Source organism: Moorena producens PAL-8-15-08-1 (assembly GCF_001767235.1).
Lineage (GTDB): Bacteria > Cyanobacteriota > Cyanobacteriia > Cyanobacteriales > Coleofasciculaceae > Moorena > Moorena producens_A.
On record NZ_CP017599.1, the window covers coordinates 8,697,492 to 8,717,237 of the forward strand.

General features: G+C 43.2%; 16 protein-coding genes and 1 pseudogene. 10 read left to right on the forward strand and 7 right to left on the reverse strand.

Translation table 11 applies throughout. The features are described 5' to 3' along the window. The first annotated feature begins 27 nt into the window (after positions 1–27). Positions 28–3,276: a filamentous hemagglutinin N-terminal domain-containing protein gene (locus BJP34_RS31890; RefSeq protein ID WP_070395810.1), complete on the forward strand. Its 3,249-nt coding sequence runs from the start codon at positions 28–30 to the stop codon at positions 3,274–3,276. Here the strand turns inward: BJP34_RS31890 and BJP34_RS44940 are convergent. Then, the gene (locus BJP34_RS44940) at positions 3,249–3,401 is read right to left on the reverse strand and encodes a hypothetical protein (protein WP_158517576.1); all 153 of its coding nucleotides are present in this window, start codon (positions 3,399–3,401) and stop codon (positions 3,249–3,251) included. The genes BJP34_RS31890 and BJP34_RS44940 overlap by 28 nt on opposite strands. 302 nt (positions 3,402–3,703) lie before the next feature. Here BJP34_RS44940 and BJP34_RS31895 point away from each other — a divergent pair, with 302 nt between their 5' ends. From BJP34_RS31895 to BJP34_RS31910, 6 genes are all read left to right on the forward strand, one after another. Next, positions 3,704–6,331, forward strand: coding sequence for a CHAT domain-containing protein (locus BJP34_RS31895; protein ID WP_070395811.1), 2,628 nt, complete (start codon positions 3,704–3,706; stop codon positions 6,329–6,331). Positions 6,332–6,493: 162 nt separating this feature from the next. Further along, entirely contained in the window at positions 6,494–6,661 is a 168-nt protein-coding gene (locus BJP34_RS41490) for a hypothetical protein (RefSeq protein ID WP_158517577.1), read from the forward strand. A 380-nt stretch (positions 6,662–7,041) separates the two neighbouring features. Next, the gene (locus BJP34_RS31900) at positions 7,042–7,458 is read left to right on the forward strand and encodes a helix-turn-helix domain-containing protein (protein ID WP_070395812.1); all 417 of its coding nucleotides are present in this window, start codon (positions 7,042–7,044) and stop codon (positions 7,456–7,458) included. A 227-nt stretch (positions 7,459–7,685) separates the two neighbouring features. Continuing rightward, entirely contained in the window at positions 7,686–7,829 is a 144-nt protein-coding gene (locus BJP34_RS50190; RefSeq protein ID WP_083305450.1) for a BrnT family toxin, read from the forward strand. A gap of 115 nt (positions 7,830–7,944) precedes the next feature. After that, positions 7,945–8,184: a hypothetical protein gene (locus tag BJP34_RS31905; RefSeq protein WP_070395813.1), complete on the forward strand. Its 240-nt coding sequence runs from the start codon at positions 7,945–7,947 to the stop codon at positions 8,182–8,184. A gap of 167 nt (positions 8,185–8,351) precedes the next feature. Then, a complete protein-coding gene (locus tag BJP34_RS31910) occupies positions 8,352–8,780 on the forward strand; it encodes a DUF433 domain-containing protein (protein WP_070395814.1) in 429 nt (142 codons plus the stop codon). A gap of 84 nt (positions 8,781–8,864) precedes the next feature. Here the strand turns inward: BJP34_RS31910 and BJP34_RS31915 are convergent, their stop codons facing one another. Further along, positions 8,865–9,743, reverse strand: a complete 879-nt coding sequence (locus tag BJP34_RS31915; protein ID WP_070395815.1) for a DNA adenine methylase — start codon at positions 9,741–9,743, stop codon at positions 8,865–8,867. A gap of 669 nt (positions 9,744–10,412) precedes the next feature. Between BJP34_RS31915 and ltrA the strand changes: the two genes are divergently transcribed. After that, the gene (ltrA, locus tag BJP34_RS31920) at positions 10,413–12,104 is read left to right on the forward strand and encodes a group II intron reverse transcriptase/maturase (RefSeq protein WP_070390905.1); all 1,692 of its coding nucleotides are present in this window, start codon (positions 10,413–10,415) and stop codon (positions 12,102–12,104) included. Positions 12,105–12,116: 12 nt separating this feature from the next. On the opposite strand, the gene BJP34_RS31925 is transcribed toward ltrA, so the two are convergent. Beyond that, positions 12,117–13,019, reverse strand: coding sequence for a NotI family restriction endonuclease (locus tag BJP34_RS31925; protein ID WP_070395816.1), 903 nt, complete (start codon positions 13,017–13,019; stop codon positions 12,117–12,119). Positions 13,020–13,407: 388 nt separating this feature from the next. Here BJP34_RS31925 and BJP34_RS31930 point away from each other — a divergent pair, with 388 nt between their 5' ends. Beyond that, entirely contained in the window at positions 13,408–14,013 is a 606-nt protein-coding gene (locus BJP34_RS31930; RefSeq protein WP_070395817.1) for a hypothetical protein, read from the forward strand. Positions 14,014–14,018: 5 nt separating this feature from the next. On the opposite strand, the gene BJP34_RS41500 is transcribed toward BJP34_RS31930, so the two are convergent. Beyond that, positions 14,019–14,249 (reverse strand): hypothetical protein, encoded by a 231-nt coding sequence (locus tag BJP34_RS41500; RefSeq protein ID WP_149031287.1) that lies wholly within the window; start codon positions 14,247–14,249, stop codon positions 14,019–14,021. Continuing rightward, positions 14,180–15,403 carry a chromate transporter gene (locus BJP34_RS31935; RefSeq protein WP_193431292.1) on the reverse strand — a complete coding sequence of 408 codons (1,224 nt, stop codon included), beginning with the start codon at positions 15,401–15,403 and terminating at the stop codon, positions 14,180–14,182. The genes BJP34_RS41500 and BJP34_RS31935 overlap by 70 nt, the downstream gene beginning before the upstream one ends. A 346-nt stretch (positions 15,404–15,749) precedes the next feature. On the opposite strand from BJP34_RS31935, the gene BJP34_RS31940 reads away from it, so the two are divergent. Then, positions 15,750–16,295, forward strand: coding sequence for a pyridoxamine 5'-phosphate oxidase family protein (locus tag BJP34_RS31940; protein ID WP_070395818.1), 546 nt, complete (start codon positions 15,750–15,752; stop codon positions 16,293–16,295). Between the two features lie 162 nt (positions 16,296–16,457). Here the strand turns inward: BJP34_RS31940 and BJP34_RS31945 are convergent, their stop codons facing one another. Further along, the gene (locus BJP34_RS31945) at positions 16,458–18,197 is read right to left on the reverse strand and encodes a SulP family inorganic anion transporter (RefSeq protein ID WP_070395819.1); all 1,740 of its coding nucleotides are present in this window, start codon (positions 18,195–18,197) and stop codon (positions 16,458–16,460) included. A gap of 626 nt (positions 18,198–18,823) precedes the next feature. After that, a pseudogene (locus BJP34_RS37935) lies at positions 18,824–19,588 on the reverse strand (IS5 family transposase). Positions 19,589–19,746 lie beyond the last annotated feature (158 nt).

Here is a 19,746-nt window from a genome sequence, read left to right on the forward strand (position 1 = left end):
AAACTTAACAGAATCAAAGGCTATTTTATGAAATATTTCAATAAATCGATCGCTCTATTGATTAACATGAAACCTTGGATTTACGGACTTGTGCAAACAAGTAGCGTTGTATTGTGTTCTCTACTGGCTGCAACTACGGCATTAGGACAAATCACTCCAGATAATACCCTCGGTAATGAAAGTTCTTTGGTAAGGCCCAATGTAAATGTTAAGGGACACCTAGCGGATTTGATAGAAGGTGGGGCGATTAGAGAAAGCAATTTATTCCATAGCTTCTCAGATTTTAATGTTGCCGAGTTTGGGCGAGTTTATTTTGCGAATCCTGCTGGAATTACCAACATCCTGAGTCGGGTAACTGGAGCTAAGGTTTCCAATATTTTAGGGACTCTGGGAGTATTGGGCAATGCTAACTTATTTGTGATAAATCCAAACGGTATTTTCTTCGGTCCTAATAGCAGACTGGATCTGGGAGGGTCATTTTTTGGGAGTACTGCTGATAGTGTCTTGTTTGAAGATGGCACAGTATTCAGCGCTAAAAATCCCAATCAGAAACCGTTATTAACGATTAATATACCATCTGGCTTGCAATATGGATCAAATCCAGGGAGTATTACCAATGAGTCTAGTCTTTTTCAGGTACCAAATGTTCAAACATTAGGACTAATTGGTGGTGACATTAATATTCCTGATGGTCAGTTAACAGCAACCGATGGACGGATTGAGCTGGGGAGTGTTGGTTCTAATAGCGTGGTGAACTTGATACCAACGGATACTAGTTTTGTATTGGATTATTCAGGAGTTCAAGAGTTTCAGGATATTAGTTTGTCCGAGGGTGCTTTTGTTAATACCAGTGGGGAAAGTGGTGGCAGTATCCAGGTGCAGGGGGCTAAGGTGAGTTTACGGGATCGCTCTTTGGTTCTTGCGAATACCGAAGGGAGTGGAAGTGGGGGTGGCATAGTTGTTAAGGCTTCACAGTTGAGTCTTGACGGTGGTTCTAGGATAACTACAGATGTAACTGGCTCAGGGCAGGGGGGAGATGCCAGGATTACCACTGGGGAGTTAATGGTCTCTGATGGAGCAAGAGTTTCAGCTATCACAACCGATGAAGGGGACAGCGGAAATTTGACTGTGGATGCCTCTGAATCTGTTCAACTGATTGGTACTGATGCCGATGGTCGGTCTCGCAGCGCCTTGTCTACTCAAACTCAAGGGAAAGGAAAAGCGGGAGAGTTGAGTATTACCACTAGGCAGTTAATAGTCTCTGATGGAGCAGTTGTTTCAGCTGGCACTGTTGGTGAAGGGGACGGGGGAAATTTGACAGTGGATGCCTCTGAATCTGTTCAAGTGATTGGTACTGATGCCGATGGTCGGTCTCGCAGCGCCTTGTCTACTCAAGGTAATTCAAACTCAAAAGGAAAAGCAGGAGATTTGATTATTCCCACTGGCAAGTTAATAGTCTCTGATGGAGCAAGAGTTTCAACTGACACTTCTGGCGAAGGGGACGGGGGAAATTTGACTGTGAATGCCTCTTCTACTGTTCAAATCATTGGTACCTCAGTCGATGGTCTGCCTGTCAGCGACTTGTCGGCTGAAACTTTTGGGAAAGGAAATGGGGGAGATTTGAGTATCACCACCGGGGAGTTAATTGTCAAAGATGGAGCACGAGTTTCAGCTAGCACTGCGGGTGTTGGGGACGGGGGAGATGTGAGTATTACCACTGGACAGTTAATTGTCAAAGATGGAGCACAAGTTTTAGCTGTCACTGTTGGTGAAGGGGACGGGGGAAAGTTGACTGTGGATGCCGACTCTACTGTTCAACTGATTGGTACTGATGCCGATGGTTCGGTTTCCAGCGGCTTGTTGGCTGAAACTTTTGGGAAAGGAAATGGGGGAGATTTGAGTATCACCACTGGACAGTTAATTGTCAAAGATGGAGCAGTTGTTTCAGCTAGCACTGCGGGTGTTGGGGACGGGGGAGATGTGAAGATTACCACTGGGGAGTTAATAGTCTCTGATCGAGCACAAGTTTCAGCTGCCACTGTTGGTGAAGGGGACGGGGGAAAGTTGACTGTGGATGCCTCTGAATCTGTTCAACTGATTGGTAGGTCAGCCGATGATCGGGTTCCCAGCGGCTTGTTTACTCAAACTAACGGGACAGGAAAAGCGGGAGAGTTGAAGATTACCACTGAGCAGTTAATGGTCAAAGATGGAGCAACAGTTTCAGCTAGCACAACCGGTGAAGGGGACGGCGGAAATTTGACTGTGGATGCCTCTGAATCTGTTCAACTGATTGGTACCTCAGCCAATGGTCAGTATCGCAGCGCCTTGGCTACTCAAACTCAAGGAACAGGAAAAGCGGGAGAGTTGTTGAAAATTACCACTGGCCAGTTAATTATCTCTGATGGAGCAGCAGTTAGTGCTCAAAGCAATCAACCGGAGAGTTCAGCAGGCACGGTAGAGATTAATGCCAACTCCATCTTCCTAAACAACAATGGAATCATCACAGCAGAAACAGCAGGAGACAAAGGCAATATTACTCTATTATATTCCCGTGTCATCCGACTCTTTAACCAAAGCCAGATTACCACTGACGCTGATAATACCACTGGGGGCAATATAACCATTGATACTGATGTCTTACTCGGTCTGGGAAATAGCGACATCACCGCCAATGCTGAAAAAGGACCAGGAGGTCGTGTTGAGATTGATGCATCCAAAGGCATCTTTGGCTTAAAGTTTCGAGACCGTCTAACTTCAGACAATGACATCACCGCTACGTCTGACCTTGGCCCATCCTTCAGCGGTGAAGTAATCCTCAACACCCCAGGCGTAGACCCGACCTCAGGATTAACGGAGTTGCCAGGAATCCTGGTCGATGCAGAAGCCATCCTGGCCAATGACCTTTGTGGCTTTGAGAATAATCGGATTGCTGGCGGGAGTTCCTTCACCATTACCGGAAAAGGGGGTTTACCAGCTAGTGCAGACGATCCAGTGATTAATAGCGACACCACAGTGGGCTGGAGAACTCGTCCTGGCTTAGCCAGCAGCAGAAGACAACAATTACAGCAATTACGGCAGCAACCTAAGGCCAAAGGCCACGCTACGCGAACAGTGAGACGCCCTTCCCAAGACAAAAAAGTGATTATCGAAGCCCAAGGCTGGGTCAGAGCAAAGGATGGCACAATTATTCTGACGGCTCATCCCTTTAGGGGTACTCCTGTTGAGCAGATATTGCCCCATCTTGATTGTCATTCGGGAAGAGGGAGTAGGAAGTAGGGAGTAGGGAGTAGGGAGATGGGGAGATGGGGAGATGGGGAGATGGGGAGAGTAACATAGCATTTTTCTAAGAGTAGTGAACATACTCTCTGAAAGAAAGGCAAGAGGCAAGAGGCAAGAGGCAAGAGTTAATGGGAGCATGTCACTTATGCAGCAACATTAGTACGCTTATCTGGGGAATGGGTAATAGGTAATGGGTAATAGGTAATGGGTAATAGGTAATAGGGGGAGCATGTAACTGACTGACTGACTGACTGAAGAATATTTGTACATTATCTATAGCCCCCGGGTAAAAGCCAAGCTCATATGGTACATAGTTCATCTGTTCTGCAACATAGACTTGCTCCGTTGAGTTAATCAACTATTCTTACTATTCCCTATTCCCGTTTTCCCATTCCCAGATCCGCTGTTCCCTTAATTAATTATTATGAAAAAACTATCATTTCTAATTGCAATCGTATTAACCTGCTTCCTACCATCGGGGAAAGCATTATCAAATTCTCAAGGAATCACACCCAATTCCCGATTCCCGTTCCCCTCCTGGGAGGGGTTAGGGGTGGGTTCCGATTCGCCATTCCCGATTCCCGTTCCCCTCCTGGGAGGGGTTAGGGGTGGGTTCCGATTCCCGATTCCCGATTCCCCAGAACAACAAGCCCAACAACTCTATGAAACAGGTCAATATCAAGACGCTATATCGTTGTTGGAGCAAATGATTAGTAACTACAGGGAGAGTGGCGACCTTATTGGTGAAATTAATTCCTTAGTCAATTTAGCTTTAGTTTATCAACGTTTGGGAAACCTAGACCAAGCATTAGAAACCATATACCAGAGTTTTACCCAACTATCACAACTCGATAATACCAAAGAACGTCAAGAATTACAAGCCCAAATTTTGTCAGTCCAAGGACAAGTATACTTATCTCTAGGTCAGGGGGAAAAAGCTTTATCAATTTGGCAGGAAACTAGTGCTATCTACCAAGATATCGGAGACCTAAATAGATTAACAGAAAGTCAGATTTACCAAGTGCAAGCCTTACGAGTATTGGGGTTGTATAATCAAGCTACTAAAACCTTAACTCAAATCAAGGAAACTCTTCAAGACCAACCCGATAGCAAACTCAAAAGTAGAGCCCTCCAATATCTAGGTGATGTGCTGCGCCGAGTAGGAAAATTCCAAGACTCTCAAGAAATTTTACAACAAAGTTTAGCCATAGCCGAAAACTTACCAAATCAGACCTTGATTGCTGAGATTCTGCTCAGTTTGGGAGATACAGCTAGATTACAAAGAAAAACAGAATACGCTTTGGATTTCTATCAACGAGTTGTCAAGGAATCTCCCTTACCCCATCTTAAAATTCAGGGACAATTAAATCAACTGAGTATATTGATAGCGAAACAAAAGTGGTCGCAAGCCAGAGCATTATTGCCAACTATCGACTATACATTAACCACATTATATCCCAGTAAAACCGCAATCAATGCTAGAATTAAGATAGCAAAAACCCTGTTAAAATCTGAAAACACACAAATAAAAAATACCAAATCCCTTGCTACTTATCTCGCCGATGCTATTAAGCTAGCTAGGAATTTAGGAGATAAAAGAGCGGAAGCTGAAGCCATTGGTAACTTGGGAACCTTATACGAATACAATCAACGTCTTGATGAAGCCCAAGACTTGACCGAAAAAGCCTTAGTCATTGCTCAAGGAATCCAGGCTCCGGATTTAGCCTATCAATGGCAATGGCAACTGGGCAGAATTCTAAATCTAAAACAGGATAAAAAAAACGCGATCGCTGCCTATTATCAATCCGTGATAACCCTCCAATCTATCCGTAGCGACCTAGTCACGATTAGTAGCGATATTCAGTTTGATTTCCGAGAGAGCGTCGAACCAGTCTACCGAGAATTAGTAGGACTACTGCTCGAACCAAATGCATCTCAAGAAAACCTCAAAAAAGCACGAGATGTGATTGAATCCCTGCAACTAGCAGAACTAGACAACTTTTTTCGCGATGCCTGTCTAGATGCCAAACCAGCTAATATCGACGAAATAGACCCCAACGCTGCTATCGTCTATACCATTATCTTGCCAGACCGCCTGGAAGTAATTGTCACCTTGCCGGGACAACCTCTGCGCCAGATCACCACTAACTTACCCAAAATAGCAATAGAATACCAACTGGCTTTGGCTTGGAGAAATATTACTAGCCCTTGGCGAGGTCTTCAAAAGGAAAACTTACAAACAATACACAACTGGTTAATCGGCCCGATTCAGGCCGAACTAGCCAATAGTAACATCCTCACCCTAGTATTTATCCCCGACGGAGCCCTGCGCAATCTTCCCATGTCTGTGCTTTATGACGGGGAAAAGTATGTGATCGAGAAATATAGTATTGCCGTAGCACCCAGTTTACAACTAATCGACTCCCAAGCAAACGCCAGACAAAACTTTTCAGTTCTGAGTGCTGGAGTGACGGAAGTTCGTCCCCATCGTCCCAATTTAGCACCACTTCCTGGGGTGAAGGTGGAATTAGAGAATATCAAGGCTCAAGTTCCTTCATCGATTCTACTCAATGAATCCTTTACTGAATCCAACTTCAATACAGAAGTTAATACCTCTGGTTACGAAATCGTTCATCTCGCCACTCATGGTCAATTCAGTTCAGTAGCTGAAAAAACCTTTCTGCTGACCTGGGATGACGTGATCAATCTCAATGAGTTAAATAGTCTAATCTCAGCCGATCAAAAGCAAAAAAATCCCATTGAATTACTCGTCCTCAGTGCTTGTCAGACAGCGGCAGGAGACTCCCGAGCCGCTTTGGGATTGGCTGGAGTAGCAGTGCGATCTGGCGCACGCAGTACCATTGCCAGTCTTTGGTCTGTGGACGATCTAAGCACTGCAGAGCTAATGACTCACTTTTATCAGAGGTTAGCCAAGGGCAATGTTACCAAGGCTGAAGCTCTGCGACAAGCTCAACAGGAGCTGTTGCAGACGGAGGATTTTAATCACCCGTTTTATTGGTCAGCTTTTATTTTGCTGGGAAATTGGTTGTGAAAATTAGGGATTAGGGTGTGGGGTGTGGGGTGTGGGGTGTGTGGGAGGTATGGGGAGGGTGGGGAGATGGGGAGATGGGGAGATGGGAACAGGGAGTAGTTGTTTTTGGTGCGATCGGGTAGCAATTCAGCAAAAAGCGATCGCACGGGTCGCACCTGTAAAATGCCCATAAGCATGGAACTGGCATCTTGCCAGTTTCATGCTTATGGGCATTTTGGTGGAACTGGCATCTTGCCAGTTTCATGCTTATGGGCATTTTGGTGGAACTGGCATCTTGCCAGTTTCATGCTTATTGTCAAGCGGGCAGGATGCCCACTCTACTCCGATTAATTAATTAATTTAGCAACGCCGCTTTTTTGTGCTGCTAACCAATGTAGTGCATCGCTGCAATAGTTTTTATTACCCCTTTTTCCACCTTTAACATTCTTACAACTTTTACAACACTTATCACCCTTTAAACGCAGATTGTGTTAATGCAACAGTTTTTATGACCCCCTTAACTCTTTCCTCTGTTACCACCTTTACCTCCCTTTAGCTAGAAATAGCGTCAATGCAACAGTTTTTATGACCCCCTTAACTCTTTCCTCTCTTACAATCCTTACCACTCTCTAGCTAGAGATAGTGTCAATGCAATAGTTTTTCTAAGCCCTTGCATCTTCTGATAATTTGTGTTAATATAACAGTATTGTTAAAGCAATGGTTTTACCGCCATGATGATTTCTACCGCCCAAGCCGCTGAATTACTAGGTGTTTCTGCCACTCGCGTCCGTTTCCTGCTGAGCAAGGGCAGAGTGAAGGGGGCTTATAAGGTGGGTAGAACTTGGGTGATTCCTCTGTTTGACGGTATGCCGGTGGTCACCCCTGGTACTCGTGGACCGAAGCGGAATTGGTCAAAGCGTACGGAGTACACTAAGGCTGTGATTCACGTTAATCAAAGGGTAATTCGCCAAAATCTCAAGAGCGGGGAGCGTAACCCTGTGATTACGGTCAAACGGGGTTCTAAAAATATTTATGGTCATACGGTAGAGGTCAATGGCCCCTGTCGGGTGATGTATCGTCCAGATGATCCATTACATTGTGGGGCTAGGGTGTGGATTGAGACGATTTCTGATTTTAAGGTGAGTTGATTTGGTCAGTGGTCAGTGGTCAGTGGTCAGTGGTCAGTGGTCAGTGGTCAGTGGTCAGCCGTCAGCTTATTTTATTCAAAATACAAGTTAATTGAAGAGCGACTTTCAGCATCGTATCCCTAGAGACATTACACCAGGTTTATCTGTGGGAAATGTTTTGAAGTTGTTTGTAAGCTTGAGTGATTCCTATTATGCTACGCTAGCAACCGATAGGCTATGATTTGGACATGGAATTTGAGTGGGATGAGTCAAAAGCTTTTGGCAATATTAAGAAACACGGTGTTAGTTTTGAAGAAGCTAAGACTGTCTTCAATAATCCATTAGCAGTGATCTTTGATGATCCATTACATTCTGTAAACGAACAACGATAAATTATTATTGGTGACTCTCAAAGAAATCGGTTGCTCTTGGTTTGTTTCACAGAAAGTTCTAACGCTATTCGTATCATTATTGCCCGTCCAGTTACTCGAAGGGAACGTCAAGATTATGAACAAAACACCTTTCAGTGAATCACCAGACTTTGATGATGAGATGCTGCCTGAGTACCAATTCGACTATCGCAAAGCAAAGCCCAATCGTTTTGCTAGCAAAAGTGGCAAAACTATGAACATTGTGGTGTTGGATGAGGATATCGCGGAGGTCTTCACTACACCAGAAGCGGTGAACAAAGCCCTAAGGGCATTGATTGAAGTTGTACCGCGAACGGTGAAAGTAGATGATTGCTGATTGCTTACGGATAAACAGCTAAGGTGGCAATATAGTGAGCAGCAATCAATTAATGCGATTGGCCTCTGGCCACGCTTCGCGATCGCATAAAACTAGACCCAACCAGTAGCAGCTTTCCTAGTGTTAGCGTAGTTAATTATGGATTCAGTCTTTGAAAAATAAAGGATATGAGTTTACAGTCTAATGGAAAAGTGGCTATCATTCGTACAGAAAGGGGATTAACGATATCAGGTACACGCATCACACTCTATGATGTAATGGATTACCTAACTGCCGAATATCCTCCTAAGTTCATTCGTGGTCTGTTCAATCTAACCGAGGAACAAATAAATGCTGCTCTGACCTACATTAAGGCCAATCGTACTGAAGTCGAAGCTGAGTATCAAATTGTAGTTAAAGAAGCTGAAGAATTGCGACAGTATTATGAACAGCGGAATCGTGACCTGATTGCCCGACTTGCCAAAAAGCCACCATTACCAGGTAGGGAGGCGGCTTGGGAAAAGCTGCAAGCACAGAAAGCAAAACATCAAGCTCAATTTGAGTCCCAGCGTCAGCGGTCAGCTTATTTTATTCAAAAGCACCGATTGCGCTACTAGATCGGTGCTTCGCGAACAGTAGCCTTGACTACCGCCAATGGCTGATAGCTGATAGCTGATAGCTGATAGCTGATAGCTGAATAACTAATATAAAAACCAATCGAAATTTCGGCTAATCAACAATTCTGTCTTCTTGGCATGGTGAGTGTTTTTCATCGCAATAGGTTGTATAGCAAATTCATAGCGACTTGCTAGATCCCTTGTTTCTTCTGTATTGTCATAGCTCATCAGAAAATCGCCTTCTAATTTGCTAGCAAGTTTAAATAGAGCTTCATGATCAACTGCTGAATATCGATAGAGCCTGCGCCCAGCTTTTAAATAAGGTGGATCAATAAAATAAATAGCATCGTTGCGGTGATAATTTTGCTCACAAACCTCAAACCCATCCCCAGCAATAAATTTAATTTTTGTCTTGATTTCAGCAATAGAAAGTATGCGCTTTTTCAGGGTTTGAGGATACCAGCGTGACGTGATTCCTTTGCCATTTTCCCCATTTTTCATAAAACTAGCACCATCAGCCAGAATTCCACCACGATTAACGCGATTTTTAACTACTGTTGCGAAAGCGAGAGATTCAAGAGATTCATTTGCAGAATCAATAGCTTGCTTAGCACTCTTTGCAGTTAGATGAAAATTGACAATAGTTTCGGCTAGCCATTCGGCACCACCACCTAAAATGACCTGCCACACAGCAGCAACCCCTTCATCTTTTTCTACCATAGTCACTCTACCTACTAAATTATCGAAAGCAGCAGTAAGACTGACTATACCTCCACCAGCAAAAGGTTCAAAAAGTTCCTTATCTGTACCACCTTTATTATACAACCATTGGCGAATTTGGGGTATTAGCCAAGTTTTACCACCAGCATAGCGAAATGGGCTACGTTGCGGCACACTAGCTACATTTATGACTTTTTTATGACTGGTGAGAGAGGCAGTATTAAATAGCTCAAGTTGAGTCATTGGCTTATCCTTTATTGTAAAGGAAGATCTACTATAGTTTGAGTGTCTGGAGGATTATCTAGTTTATCATCAAGTTTCTGTTGGTGCGATTCGTTAGCTAGAAACCTTATCCTGATGAACAGGATTTGGGGGATTAGCTGCTTGGGTTAAGAACCCAAGACAACTTGATAATCATGATGGTGAAATACCATCCCCCGAAGAATCCGGGTGACAACCTTACCCTGATGAACAGGAATAACAAACCTGCCAATCGATGCAAGGGTCGAACGTCAAAATATCCTTAACCTGAAAGATAGATTGATAGGTAAAAGAACTCAAGGGTACGAGAGGAAGATACGTCAGAATCATCGTAAGCTTGGAATGGCGAAATTAAGGATTGATACGCCATAGACAAAAGTCAAAGGAAAATACGGAGTAATGGGTTCAACAGTCCATTATTGATTCTCCAATAAATTTCCCGGTGAATAGTATCGCCCTAAAAGTTCATAGAATGGTTATCAGGAACGAAGTAATTCCATAGGTTCTCTCAATAAAGGTCGATTTATTGAGTAGGTAGTTAGCCGCATGGCCTATGTGAAAAGGATAGAGTCAAAAGCCAAAGTCCATATGTAATGTATGGGATATGCTGACAGACTCACGTTATAGGAAGAGATATGGTTGCGAGTAGCAATGAATAAGTCCAAAACTCGGGGGTTCACCCCACAGTCGGAATGGAAGAACGTCAACTGGCGAAAGCTGGAAATGACCGTATTCAAGTTGCAAAAACGAATATATCGAGCCTCTCATCGTGGTGATGTCCGCGTGGTAAGAAAGCTGCAAAAGACTCTGATGAATTCCTGGTCAGCCAAGATGATAGCGGTTAGACGGGTAACCCAGGAGAACAAAGGTAAAAAGACTGCCGGAATAGACGGGAAAAAAGCTTTAAATAATAAGCAAAGACTCGCCTTAGTAGCCAACCTGAATACTCAAAAGAAGGCAAAACCTACCAGAAGGGTATGGATTCCCAAATCTGGAAGTAGGGAAAAACGCCCATTAGGTATCCCGACTATACACGACCGTGCTCTACAAGCTTTAACCAAACAGGCATTAGAACCCGAATGGGAAGCCAAGTTTGAGCCTAACTCATATGGTTTCAGACCAGGACGCTCATGTCACGATGCCGTCGAAGCAATATTCAGCAATATATGCCATAAACCCAAATGGGTATTAGACGCAGATATTGCCAAATGTTTTGACAAAATAAATCATGAAGCGCTTCTAACTAAAGTGAACACTTTTCCATCATTAAGAAGGTTAATAAAATCCTGGCTTAAAGCTGGAGTAATGGAAAAGGATACACTCACTCCCACCAACGAAGGGACACCGCAAGGAGGAGTGATATCACCCCTGCTCGCTAACATTGCCCTCCATGGCATGGAAGAACGAATCAAACAATATGCCGAAACATTAAAGATAAAAAGGAGAAGTAAAAAACAGAAACGGCAAGGAATAAGTTTGATTAGATACGCAGACGACTTCGTCATCATCCATGAAAATCAGGGAGTAATAGAAGAATGCAGAACGATTCTAGAAAATTGGCTGAATGATATAGGGTTGGAATTAAAACCAAGTAAAACAAGAATTTCCTATACTATGAACGGGTTTGACTTCCTAGGATTCAACATCCGTCAATATAAAGTAGGAAAAAATCAGTCTAAACAAGGATTTAAAACCATCATCAAACCATCAAAGAAAAAAGTTTTAGAACATTATGAGCAGCTCTCAAACGTCATAGACCGTCACAGAGCTGCTCCCCAGGAGGCTTTGATAAACCACCTAAAACCTATTATAAGGGGATGGTGTAACTACTACAGAAGTGTATGTAGTAAAGAAACCTTTAATAAACTTGGGCACATGTTATGGAACAAACTACAACGATGGGGATACAGGAGACACCCAAATAAATCAAAATCCTGGGTAATCAACAAATACTGGGGAACCATAGAGGAAGACAACTGGATGTTCATGACCGACAGGAATCACCTTCCTAAACATGTCAAAACTGAAATAGTCAGACATAAAAAGGTACAAGAAGCCAGAAGCACCTACGATGGGGACTTAATATATTGGAATACCAGAATGCAGAAACACCCTGAAATGACCAGTCAAAAGGGAAGGCTTTTGAAAAGGCAAAAAGGGGTATGTACTCATTGTGGTCTTACCTTCAGAGATGGAGATGTAATGGAAAAGCATCACATAATACCGCGCTCTCTCGGTGGAAACGACACGGATAAAAATCTTGAATTACTCCACCTACATTGTCACGATGCAAAACACAGAAAGAAAATCGAACTCAATGAGTTGGATAGAAATCCGTTCTAAGAGGAGCCTCTGTCATGGACTTAAAGTACTATAATGAGGAGCCGTATGATGCGAAAGTGTCACGTACGGTTTTGAAGACAAGTCAGGGGAGGCGACTCCTCGGCTTAGTTCAACAAGCACTTCAAGGAAATCTTCTACGTTACCAGCTTTCGGTGTTGAAATAGCGTTAATTGCTGCCCAGTATTCTGTATAAATTACATCGTGTAACGTCAAATTGAACTTATTTTTTTCCTGTTCTAGGGTGTAAAGATGCCAGGCAACTTCCGATTTATCCCATTCAACCTGTGGCAATTGTGGCAGAGTATCAAAGAAACTCTTTTGTAAAACGATTACCTGTTTCTTATTCCACTCACGAAAAATTGACCCCTTATACAAAAGCTGAGGGAGGAGGCGTTTGCGTGAGGATGATAGATAATCTGGACTAGGATAATAAGTTGTCAATTTTGCCCAATCTATAGTTTTCCAGTCTTCAGGATTACTAATATACCTTTCAAAGGGTTTTCTAACGTTACCAGAAATATAAACAGCTTGCACTTCTACAGAGCCAAAATCTAAAACTTTTCCTCGATCATCATAAGAAACTAAGACTAGATCAATATTTCCAGCGGACTGACCATTGGCATCTTTCAAGCGAACCTCTGTCAGGGAAGTCCAATTAGTTTCCTCTCCAAAGAAATAATTAGCGGCATTTTCAGCAATTAGCCAATCCTGTCGGAAGCGAACTGGACAAGTAATGACCGATTCATCCCTGTGATAGATACTACATACACCTAGAGGATTGTTTGCCTTATCTTTGGTGCAATTCGGCACCTTATTGTTATAAGGACACAGTTTGTAGCGACGATAGCGCTTTGCCTGTTCTGTGAAGTTGTTAGTTGGGAATCCGAAGACCTCTGCAAGAGGATTGTTGGACATATCAATTTAGTATAGTACTTATGTAAATCTAAGACTACCGTAAGAAGGTCAAGATATTGATTAAAGTTGTACCGCGAAGGGTGAAGCTAGATGATTGCTTACGGATGAACAGCTAAGGTGGCAATTTATAGTAAGCAGCAATCCATATGATGCGATCGCGTTCGCGCAGCGTCGGCTCTGCCGAAAGCGTGGCCTACGGCCAATCGCTTTTAGCGGCTCCTAGGTCGCATCCCTAAGCGTGGCCTTTTGGCCAAGGTCAATCGCAACCAAGTTCCAGCAAACTTCCTAGTGCAATTCGCTACTTGCCCGATTGTCACGTTTCTTCGGACTGCCCTATAAAATAGATACAGCTCAACCTTACCGTTAGGCTCAAAATCAGGAGACTTACGTGGCATACAGTGACTTTACTCTCAAGAAAGTAAAGCTTGACTTCAATATCGAGACTGTGGAGGATCAGTCACTATTTTCCAATACTGAAGAAATTAAAATAAGTGATTATCTGGCACAGACCTTAAAAAGAAATGTCCCTTTAGCGTTAGCCATTAATACGGAAAAAGCTAGGTCAGAACTAATCATTATTAATATCTTACTGGAAGTCAAAGAAAAAGCATCTGAAAAAATTAGTCTATTCTCAGGCATTGATTTTAATGTAGATAAGGAAAAAGGCTTAACTGGATTTTGTGATTATATCATTAGCGGTTCAGAAGAACAGTTATATTTAGATTTGCCGGTAATTACCATAGTTGAAGCTAAGAATGAAAATATTATATCTGGCTTAGGTCAATGTATTGCAGAAATGTATGCTGCTCAACTGTTTAATCAAGAAGCAAGTCATGAATTACCCTGGGTATATGGTGCAGTCACAACAGGGGATGAATGGAGATTTGTTAAGCTTGATAAAAATGTCGCTTATATAGATCATAATAGCTATTATATTAGCGATATTAAGAAAATTATTGGGATTCTAGTCAACATGGTTAACGGAGAAGCCTAATACTATTAGGAAAGGGAGCAGGGAGCAGGGAGCAGGTAATAGGTAACAGGTAATAGGTAATAGGTAATAGGTAAGGGAAAAGAGAAAAAATTCTGTCTACCTAATTCTCTCGATTCCCGATTCCCGATTCCCGACTCCCGATTCCCGACTCCCGATTCTTGATTCCCTAAAACCCAATCGATAACTGGAATAATTGTGAAATCAATCCTATAATTCCCCCGATTAACACTAACCATAGGGAATTTACCTTAAATCGAAATACCAGCACTGCACTAGCTATTGCCACTATAACGGTTAACCAATCCACTAAAGCAGTACGTGCTAAAATATACGTTACTCCTGTCATCAGTCCTAAGGAAGCCGCATTAACCCCGTCGAGGAATCCACTTGCCCAGGGGGATTGGCGTAGCTTGGGCACCCAAGGATTGATGATTCCTACTAACATAAAGGCAGGCAAGAAGATTCCAACGGTGGCAGCGATTGCGCCAACATTACCATTCAGGAGATAGCCAATGAAGGTAGCAGTGGTAAACACAGGACCGGGAGTGACTTGACCGATTGCGATCGCATCAATCAGTTGTTGAGAAGTCAGCCATTGGTGGCGCTCTACTAAATCTTGTTGTAGAAATGCCAGCAGTACATAGCCACTACCGTAAAGAACGGAGCCAATTTTTAGGAAGAATAGGAAGACACTAGCAGAAGATATAGAAGCGGCGGATGGTACACCGGTCTGGGCTAAAAGACTAGAGAAAGGCACAAGTAAAGCACCTGTGATGTTATTTCCTCTACGCCACAGGGTTTTGACTAGCATTACTGCAGCTCCGACCAACAGCAGTAATAGAATTTCATGGGTACCTAAGAAGAAAGCGATAGTAGCTGCAACTCCTGCTACTGTGGTGGGAATATCTTTTGCTGCTTTTTTCCCCAACTTCCATAACGCTCGTAAAACAATAGCGATGATAACTGGTTTGATACCATAGAGGAGCCACTCTACCTGGGGCACACTCTGGTAACGGGCATAAATTGCTGCCATTATCCAGACAATCACCATTGCTGGCAAGATAAAACAAGAACCAGCAACAAACAGTCCTCGCCATCCTGCTCGCTCATAACCGATGTGAATGGCTAATTCTGTAGAGTTAGGACCTGGAAGAAGATTGGTAACGCCCAGTAGATCCAGCAGCTTCTCATGACTCATCCACTGTCGTCGCTTCACTACTTCATCATCCATCATGGCAATGTGAGCAGCTGGGCCACCAAAGGCAATTGTCCCCAATTTAAAAAAGACTAGTGCTAATTCTTTTAGTCGTTGCCCCTCTTGTTGTGGGGACAGTTGAGCGTCAGAACGGTTGTGTTGCTCAGGCTGAATATCGTCTATTTCGTTAGACACTGGTTTGACTCAAAAGGCGTCAAGGTTAATATACCAAGTCTTATACCCATGACCTACAAATCCCTGGGTTTTAGGGAGCAGGGAGCAGGGAGCAGGGAACAGCGGATCTGGGAATAGGGAACAGGGAATAGGGGTAATAAAATGTAATTTATAACTATTTATATATAGTTAAGTATTTAACTGTTCGCGTAGCGTGCGCGTTTTTGTGGTTATTTTATTTGCCTATTGTCTTTTGCCTATTGCCTTTTGCTTTTTGCCTTTTGCCTTTTGCCTATTGCCTTTTGCCTTTACTATTATATTGGTTATTTTTATGTTACACTATTACTAGAGTAATCTGGTGTAATCTATGGCTAAGTTTTACTCAGAAATCAATCAAGAGTTAAGAGAGTTTATTGAAGAGCAAAAGATATTTTTTACAGCCACAGCTCCCGATCAAGGTCGGATTAACCTTTCCCCTAAAGGGATAAACACCTTTCGGTGTATTGATAATAAAACAGTAGCGTATCTAGATTTAACCGGTAGCGGTAACGAGACATCTGCTCATTTGCTAGAAAATGGCAGAATGACAATTATGTTTTGTAGCTTCACTGAAAAGCCATTAATTCTCCGCCTTTATGGTCACGGTCAGGTAATTCGACCTAGGGATAAGGAATGGGAAAAATTTTACTACCTATTCAATAGCCTAGCAGGGGAAAGACAGATTATTGTATTGAATGTAGAATCTGCCCAAACCTCCTGTGGTTATGGTGTACCTTTGTATGACTTAAAAGGAGAGAGGGAAACTCTAATCAAGTGGGCGAATAAGAAGGGAAAACAGGGAATTCACGACTATTGGCAAGCTAAGAATCTTGAGAGTATAGATGGGCTACCGACTAATCTTTTAGAAGATTAACAATAATTAATAATGTAGAATTAAGAATTAAGAATTAAGAATTAACCGTTCTACATTCTACATTATTAATTCTACATTCTGCCTTCTGCCTTCTGCCTTCTGCCTTCTGCCTTCTGCCTTCTGCCTTCTGCCTTCTAGATTCTGAAAAAGAACCAAACTCACTTATTTTTTAGTTTGGTCTAGACTAGCGGCAGCGCTATTTAGCCCGATGGGATTTTCCCGGGTTATAGCAATATTGATATGTGATTTTCCGGTAATCAGGGCAGTTGCTCGCTCTAATGCCTCGATGCGATCGCTAACGCGGTTTTGTGCTGGTAATAGTTCCAGGATTTTCAACTTTTCCAGCCTTTCTTTCACCCTACCAGTGGCACCTACGATAAACACATCACGACCTTTGTCACGAGCCTCCTTAACCATAGTCTCTATAGCTAAAGAAGCGGTCACTCCCAACAAGGGAACATCGCTGAGATCTAAAATCAGGACATCATACTTTTCTACCATCACCATCCGCTGAGAGATACCCTTGGCTGCACCAAAGCTCATTGGTCCGCCGAGACGGAATAGGAAAATTCGACCACGAGCCTGTTTCAGAAGTTGTTTTTCTTCATAGCTCAAACTCTTTTCACCATCATCAGGAGCAGTAATTTCCTTGATTTGATTAATTTGGAGGTCAGTGAGGTTTTTGACAGTCAACAGGTTGGCAATGAACACCCCAACGGCAACGGCTGTAATTAGGTCAACAAATACAGTCATGAATAACACTAAATACATTAATGCTGCTGCCTTGAGGGAGACTTGATGAGCTCGTTTGAGGAAGCTCCAGTCAATAATATCGATGCCTACTTTAATCAAGATGCCCGCCAGTACAGCATGGGGAATTTTTTCAGTCAGGCTTCCTGCCCCCAAAACAACTTCTAGCAGCACTAGGGCATGAATCATGCCTGAAAGGGGGGTTTGACCACCAGCCTTAACATTGATTACCGTCCGCATGGTAGCACCAGCACCAGGGAGCCCACCAAACAAGCCAGCAATCGTATTACCGATACCCTGACCAATTAATTCTCGGTCAGAGTCGTGCTGGGTACGGGTAATATTATCAGCAACCATGGACGTTAACAGAGAGTCGATAGCTCCCAAGGTGGCTAACATTAGACCATAGCCAAGCATCTCTTTGAGCTGCCTGAAATCAAAGACTGGCAACTGTAGCTTGGGTAAGCCTGTGGGGATTTCTCCAATCCGTCTGAGCTCGCTGTCTGGCAGGTCTGGGAAAAAGACAACCGATATCAACGTACAGACTATCAGTGCTAGCAAGGGGGATGGAATTAATCGACTCAGCTTCCTAGGTGATCCAAACATAATCACCAGAGTCAGGATTGCTAGACCGGTAGCGGCAAAATGGGGATTAGCCACAAAGGTAGGAAAATTGCTGACAGATTCCACCACATTCCCAGAACTAGGATGCCCGAAAAATGGACCAATCTGTAACAACAGAATGATCACACCAATCCCTGACATAAAGCCAGATATAACTGTGTAGGGCATCAGGGTAATATATTTACCCAGCCGCAACACCCCAAATAAGATTTGAAATATCCCCCCTAGCATGACAACAGTAAATGCCATGGCTAGACCATTCTCTGGGTTTTTAGCAACTAGCGCCGTAAACACCGTTGTCATCACTACGGTCATCGGGCCAGTGGGACCAGAAATCTGAGAGGGAGTACCGCCAAACAGAGCGGCAAACAGACCAACAAAAATAGCGCCGTAAAGACCATGAATTGCCCCAGCACCGGAGGATACTCCAAAGGCTAGGGCTAATGGTAGTGCAACAATGGCAGCAGTCAGGCCGCCAAAGACATCACCGCGCAAATTACGGAAATGTAAACCATTCACAAATTGCATGAGTGGGTAATTTAGTGAAAGAATAATACTTGCAAAGCGGCCCACATCTAATTGATTCTTTCCATATCACTTGGAATTCCTACCATGATGGTATAGGAAAATCTAAGGGGTAGAGCCATCCAAATATAGAAACCGGGATTTACCTGGGCAACACTAAAGTATATGGAAGCTAGAGTTCCTTATAGCAAGAATTGCTATATAAGATGCTATAGAATTTTACACTAGAATTTTACACTGCCAGAAGTGAAACTGTTTAGAGTTTTGGTTAATCGATAGAGTTTTAGCATTAAATCAATGGATTACTAGCACCAGAGACTCTAATCGCCCCAGGGCAAACGAAGCTAAATTCTACAAACCTTACTCAGAAGCCATCCAGAGGTGCGCTTGACCCGTAATTTAATAATTAGATGCGGAAAGCGCACCTAACAAAGATTTAACAATTAATAAGGATTTAACACCTAACAAAGATTTAAGAATTAATAAGGATTTAACAATTAATAAGCAAAAATACTTATCGTATCAATATTATATCCAGAGGTGCGACCCGTGGCGAATTTAATAATTAGATGCGGAAAGCGCACCTATAGGCATTTCAAAATAACATACGTTTACCCTAGGGCGTGTCATCAATTAAGCCAAATTACAGCAGCAGCCAGATAAATTGCTCCTAGAAAATTCTGAGCTCGCTTATCGTAGCGCGTCGCGATCGCTCGATATTGCTTAAGTCGGGCGAAAAAATTCTCAATCAGATGTCGTGCTTTGTACAAATGTTTATCATACTCACGAGCAATAGTACGGTTGCGCTTAGGTGGAATCACGGCTACTTTGCCCTGTTGTTTGAGTCGCTCAATCACTCGCTGATCAGCATCATATCCCTTGTCAGCCAGCAGTGTATCTGCCGCCAAATCCTTGAGTAGAACATCAGCTCCGTCGAGGTCACATGCTTGCCCTGGGGTAAGCGTGAAAACTGAGGGGATTGCCTAAGGCATCGACTAAGGCATTAATCTTGGTACTCAATCCACCTTTACTACGACCGATGGCTTCGGTTGACCCATCCCCCTTTTAGCCCCAGCACTGTGTTGGTGAGCACGCACAATTGTCGAGTCAATCATAGCGTATTCGTTGTCCGCATCATCGGCTAAAGCCTCAAACACCTGTTGCCACACCCCGCGCCTTGCCCATCGGCTAAAACGAGTATGAACCACTCGAAAATCACCAAATCTTTCCGGTAAATCTCGCCAGGGAATCCCAGCTCGATATCGGTACAATACGGCTTCGACAAACAATCGATTATCTTTAGCCGTGACTCCTACCGTCTCTTTTCTCCCTGGTAGTAAGTCTTTGATGCGTTCCCACTGGTCATCACGTAAAGCATAGCGGCGTTTGATCATACCATAGCTCCCGATTGACTCAACTGTCTACATCTATCGATTCTAAACTAGATTGATACCTATTTGATGACACGCCCTAGTCATCTCCCCAAAGAATAATTGAGCAAGGTTAGTGGGAGTATAAAGAAGGATTGGTGGATTATTTCGCAAATTCTGGT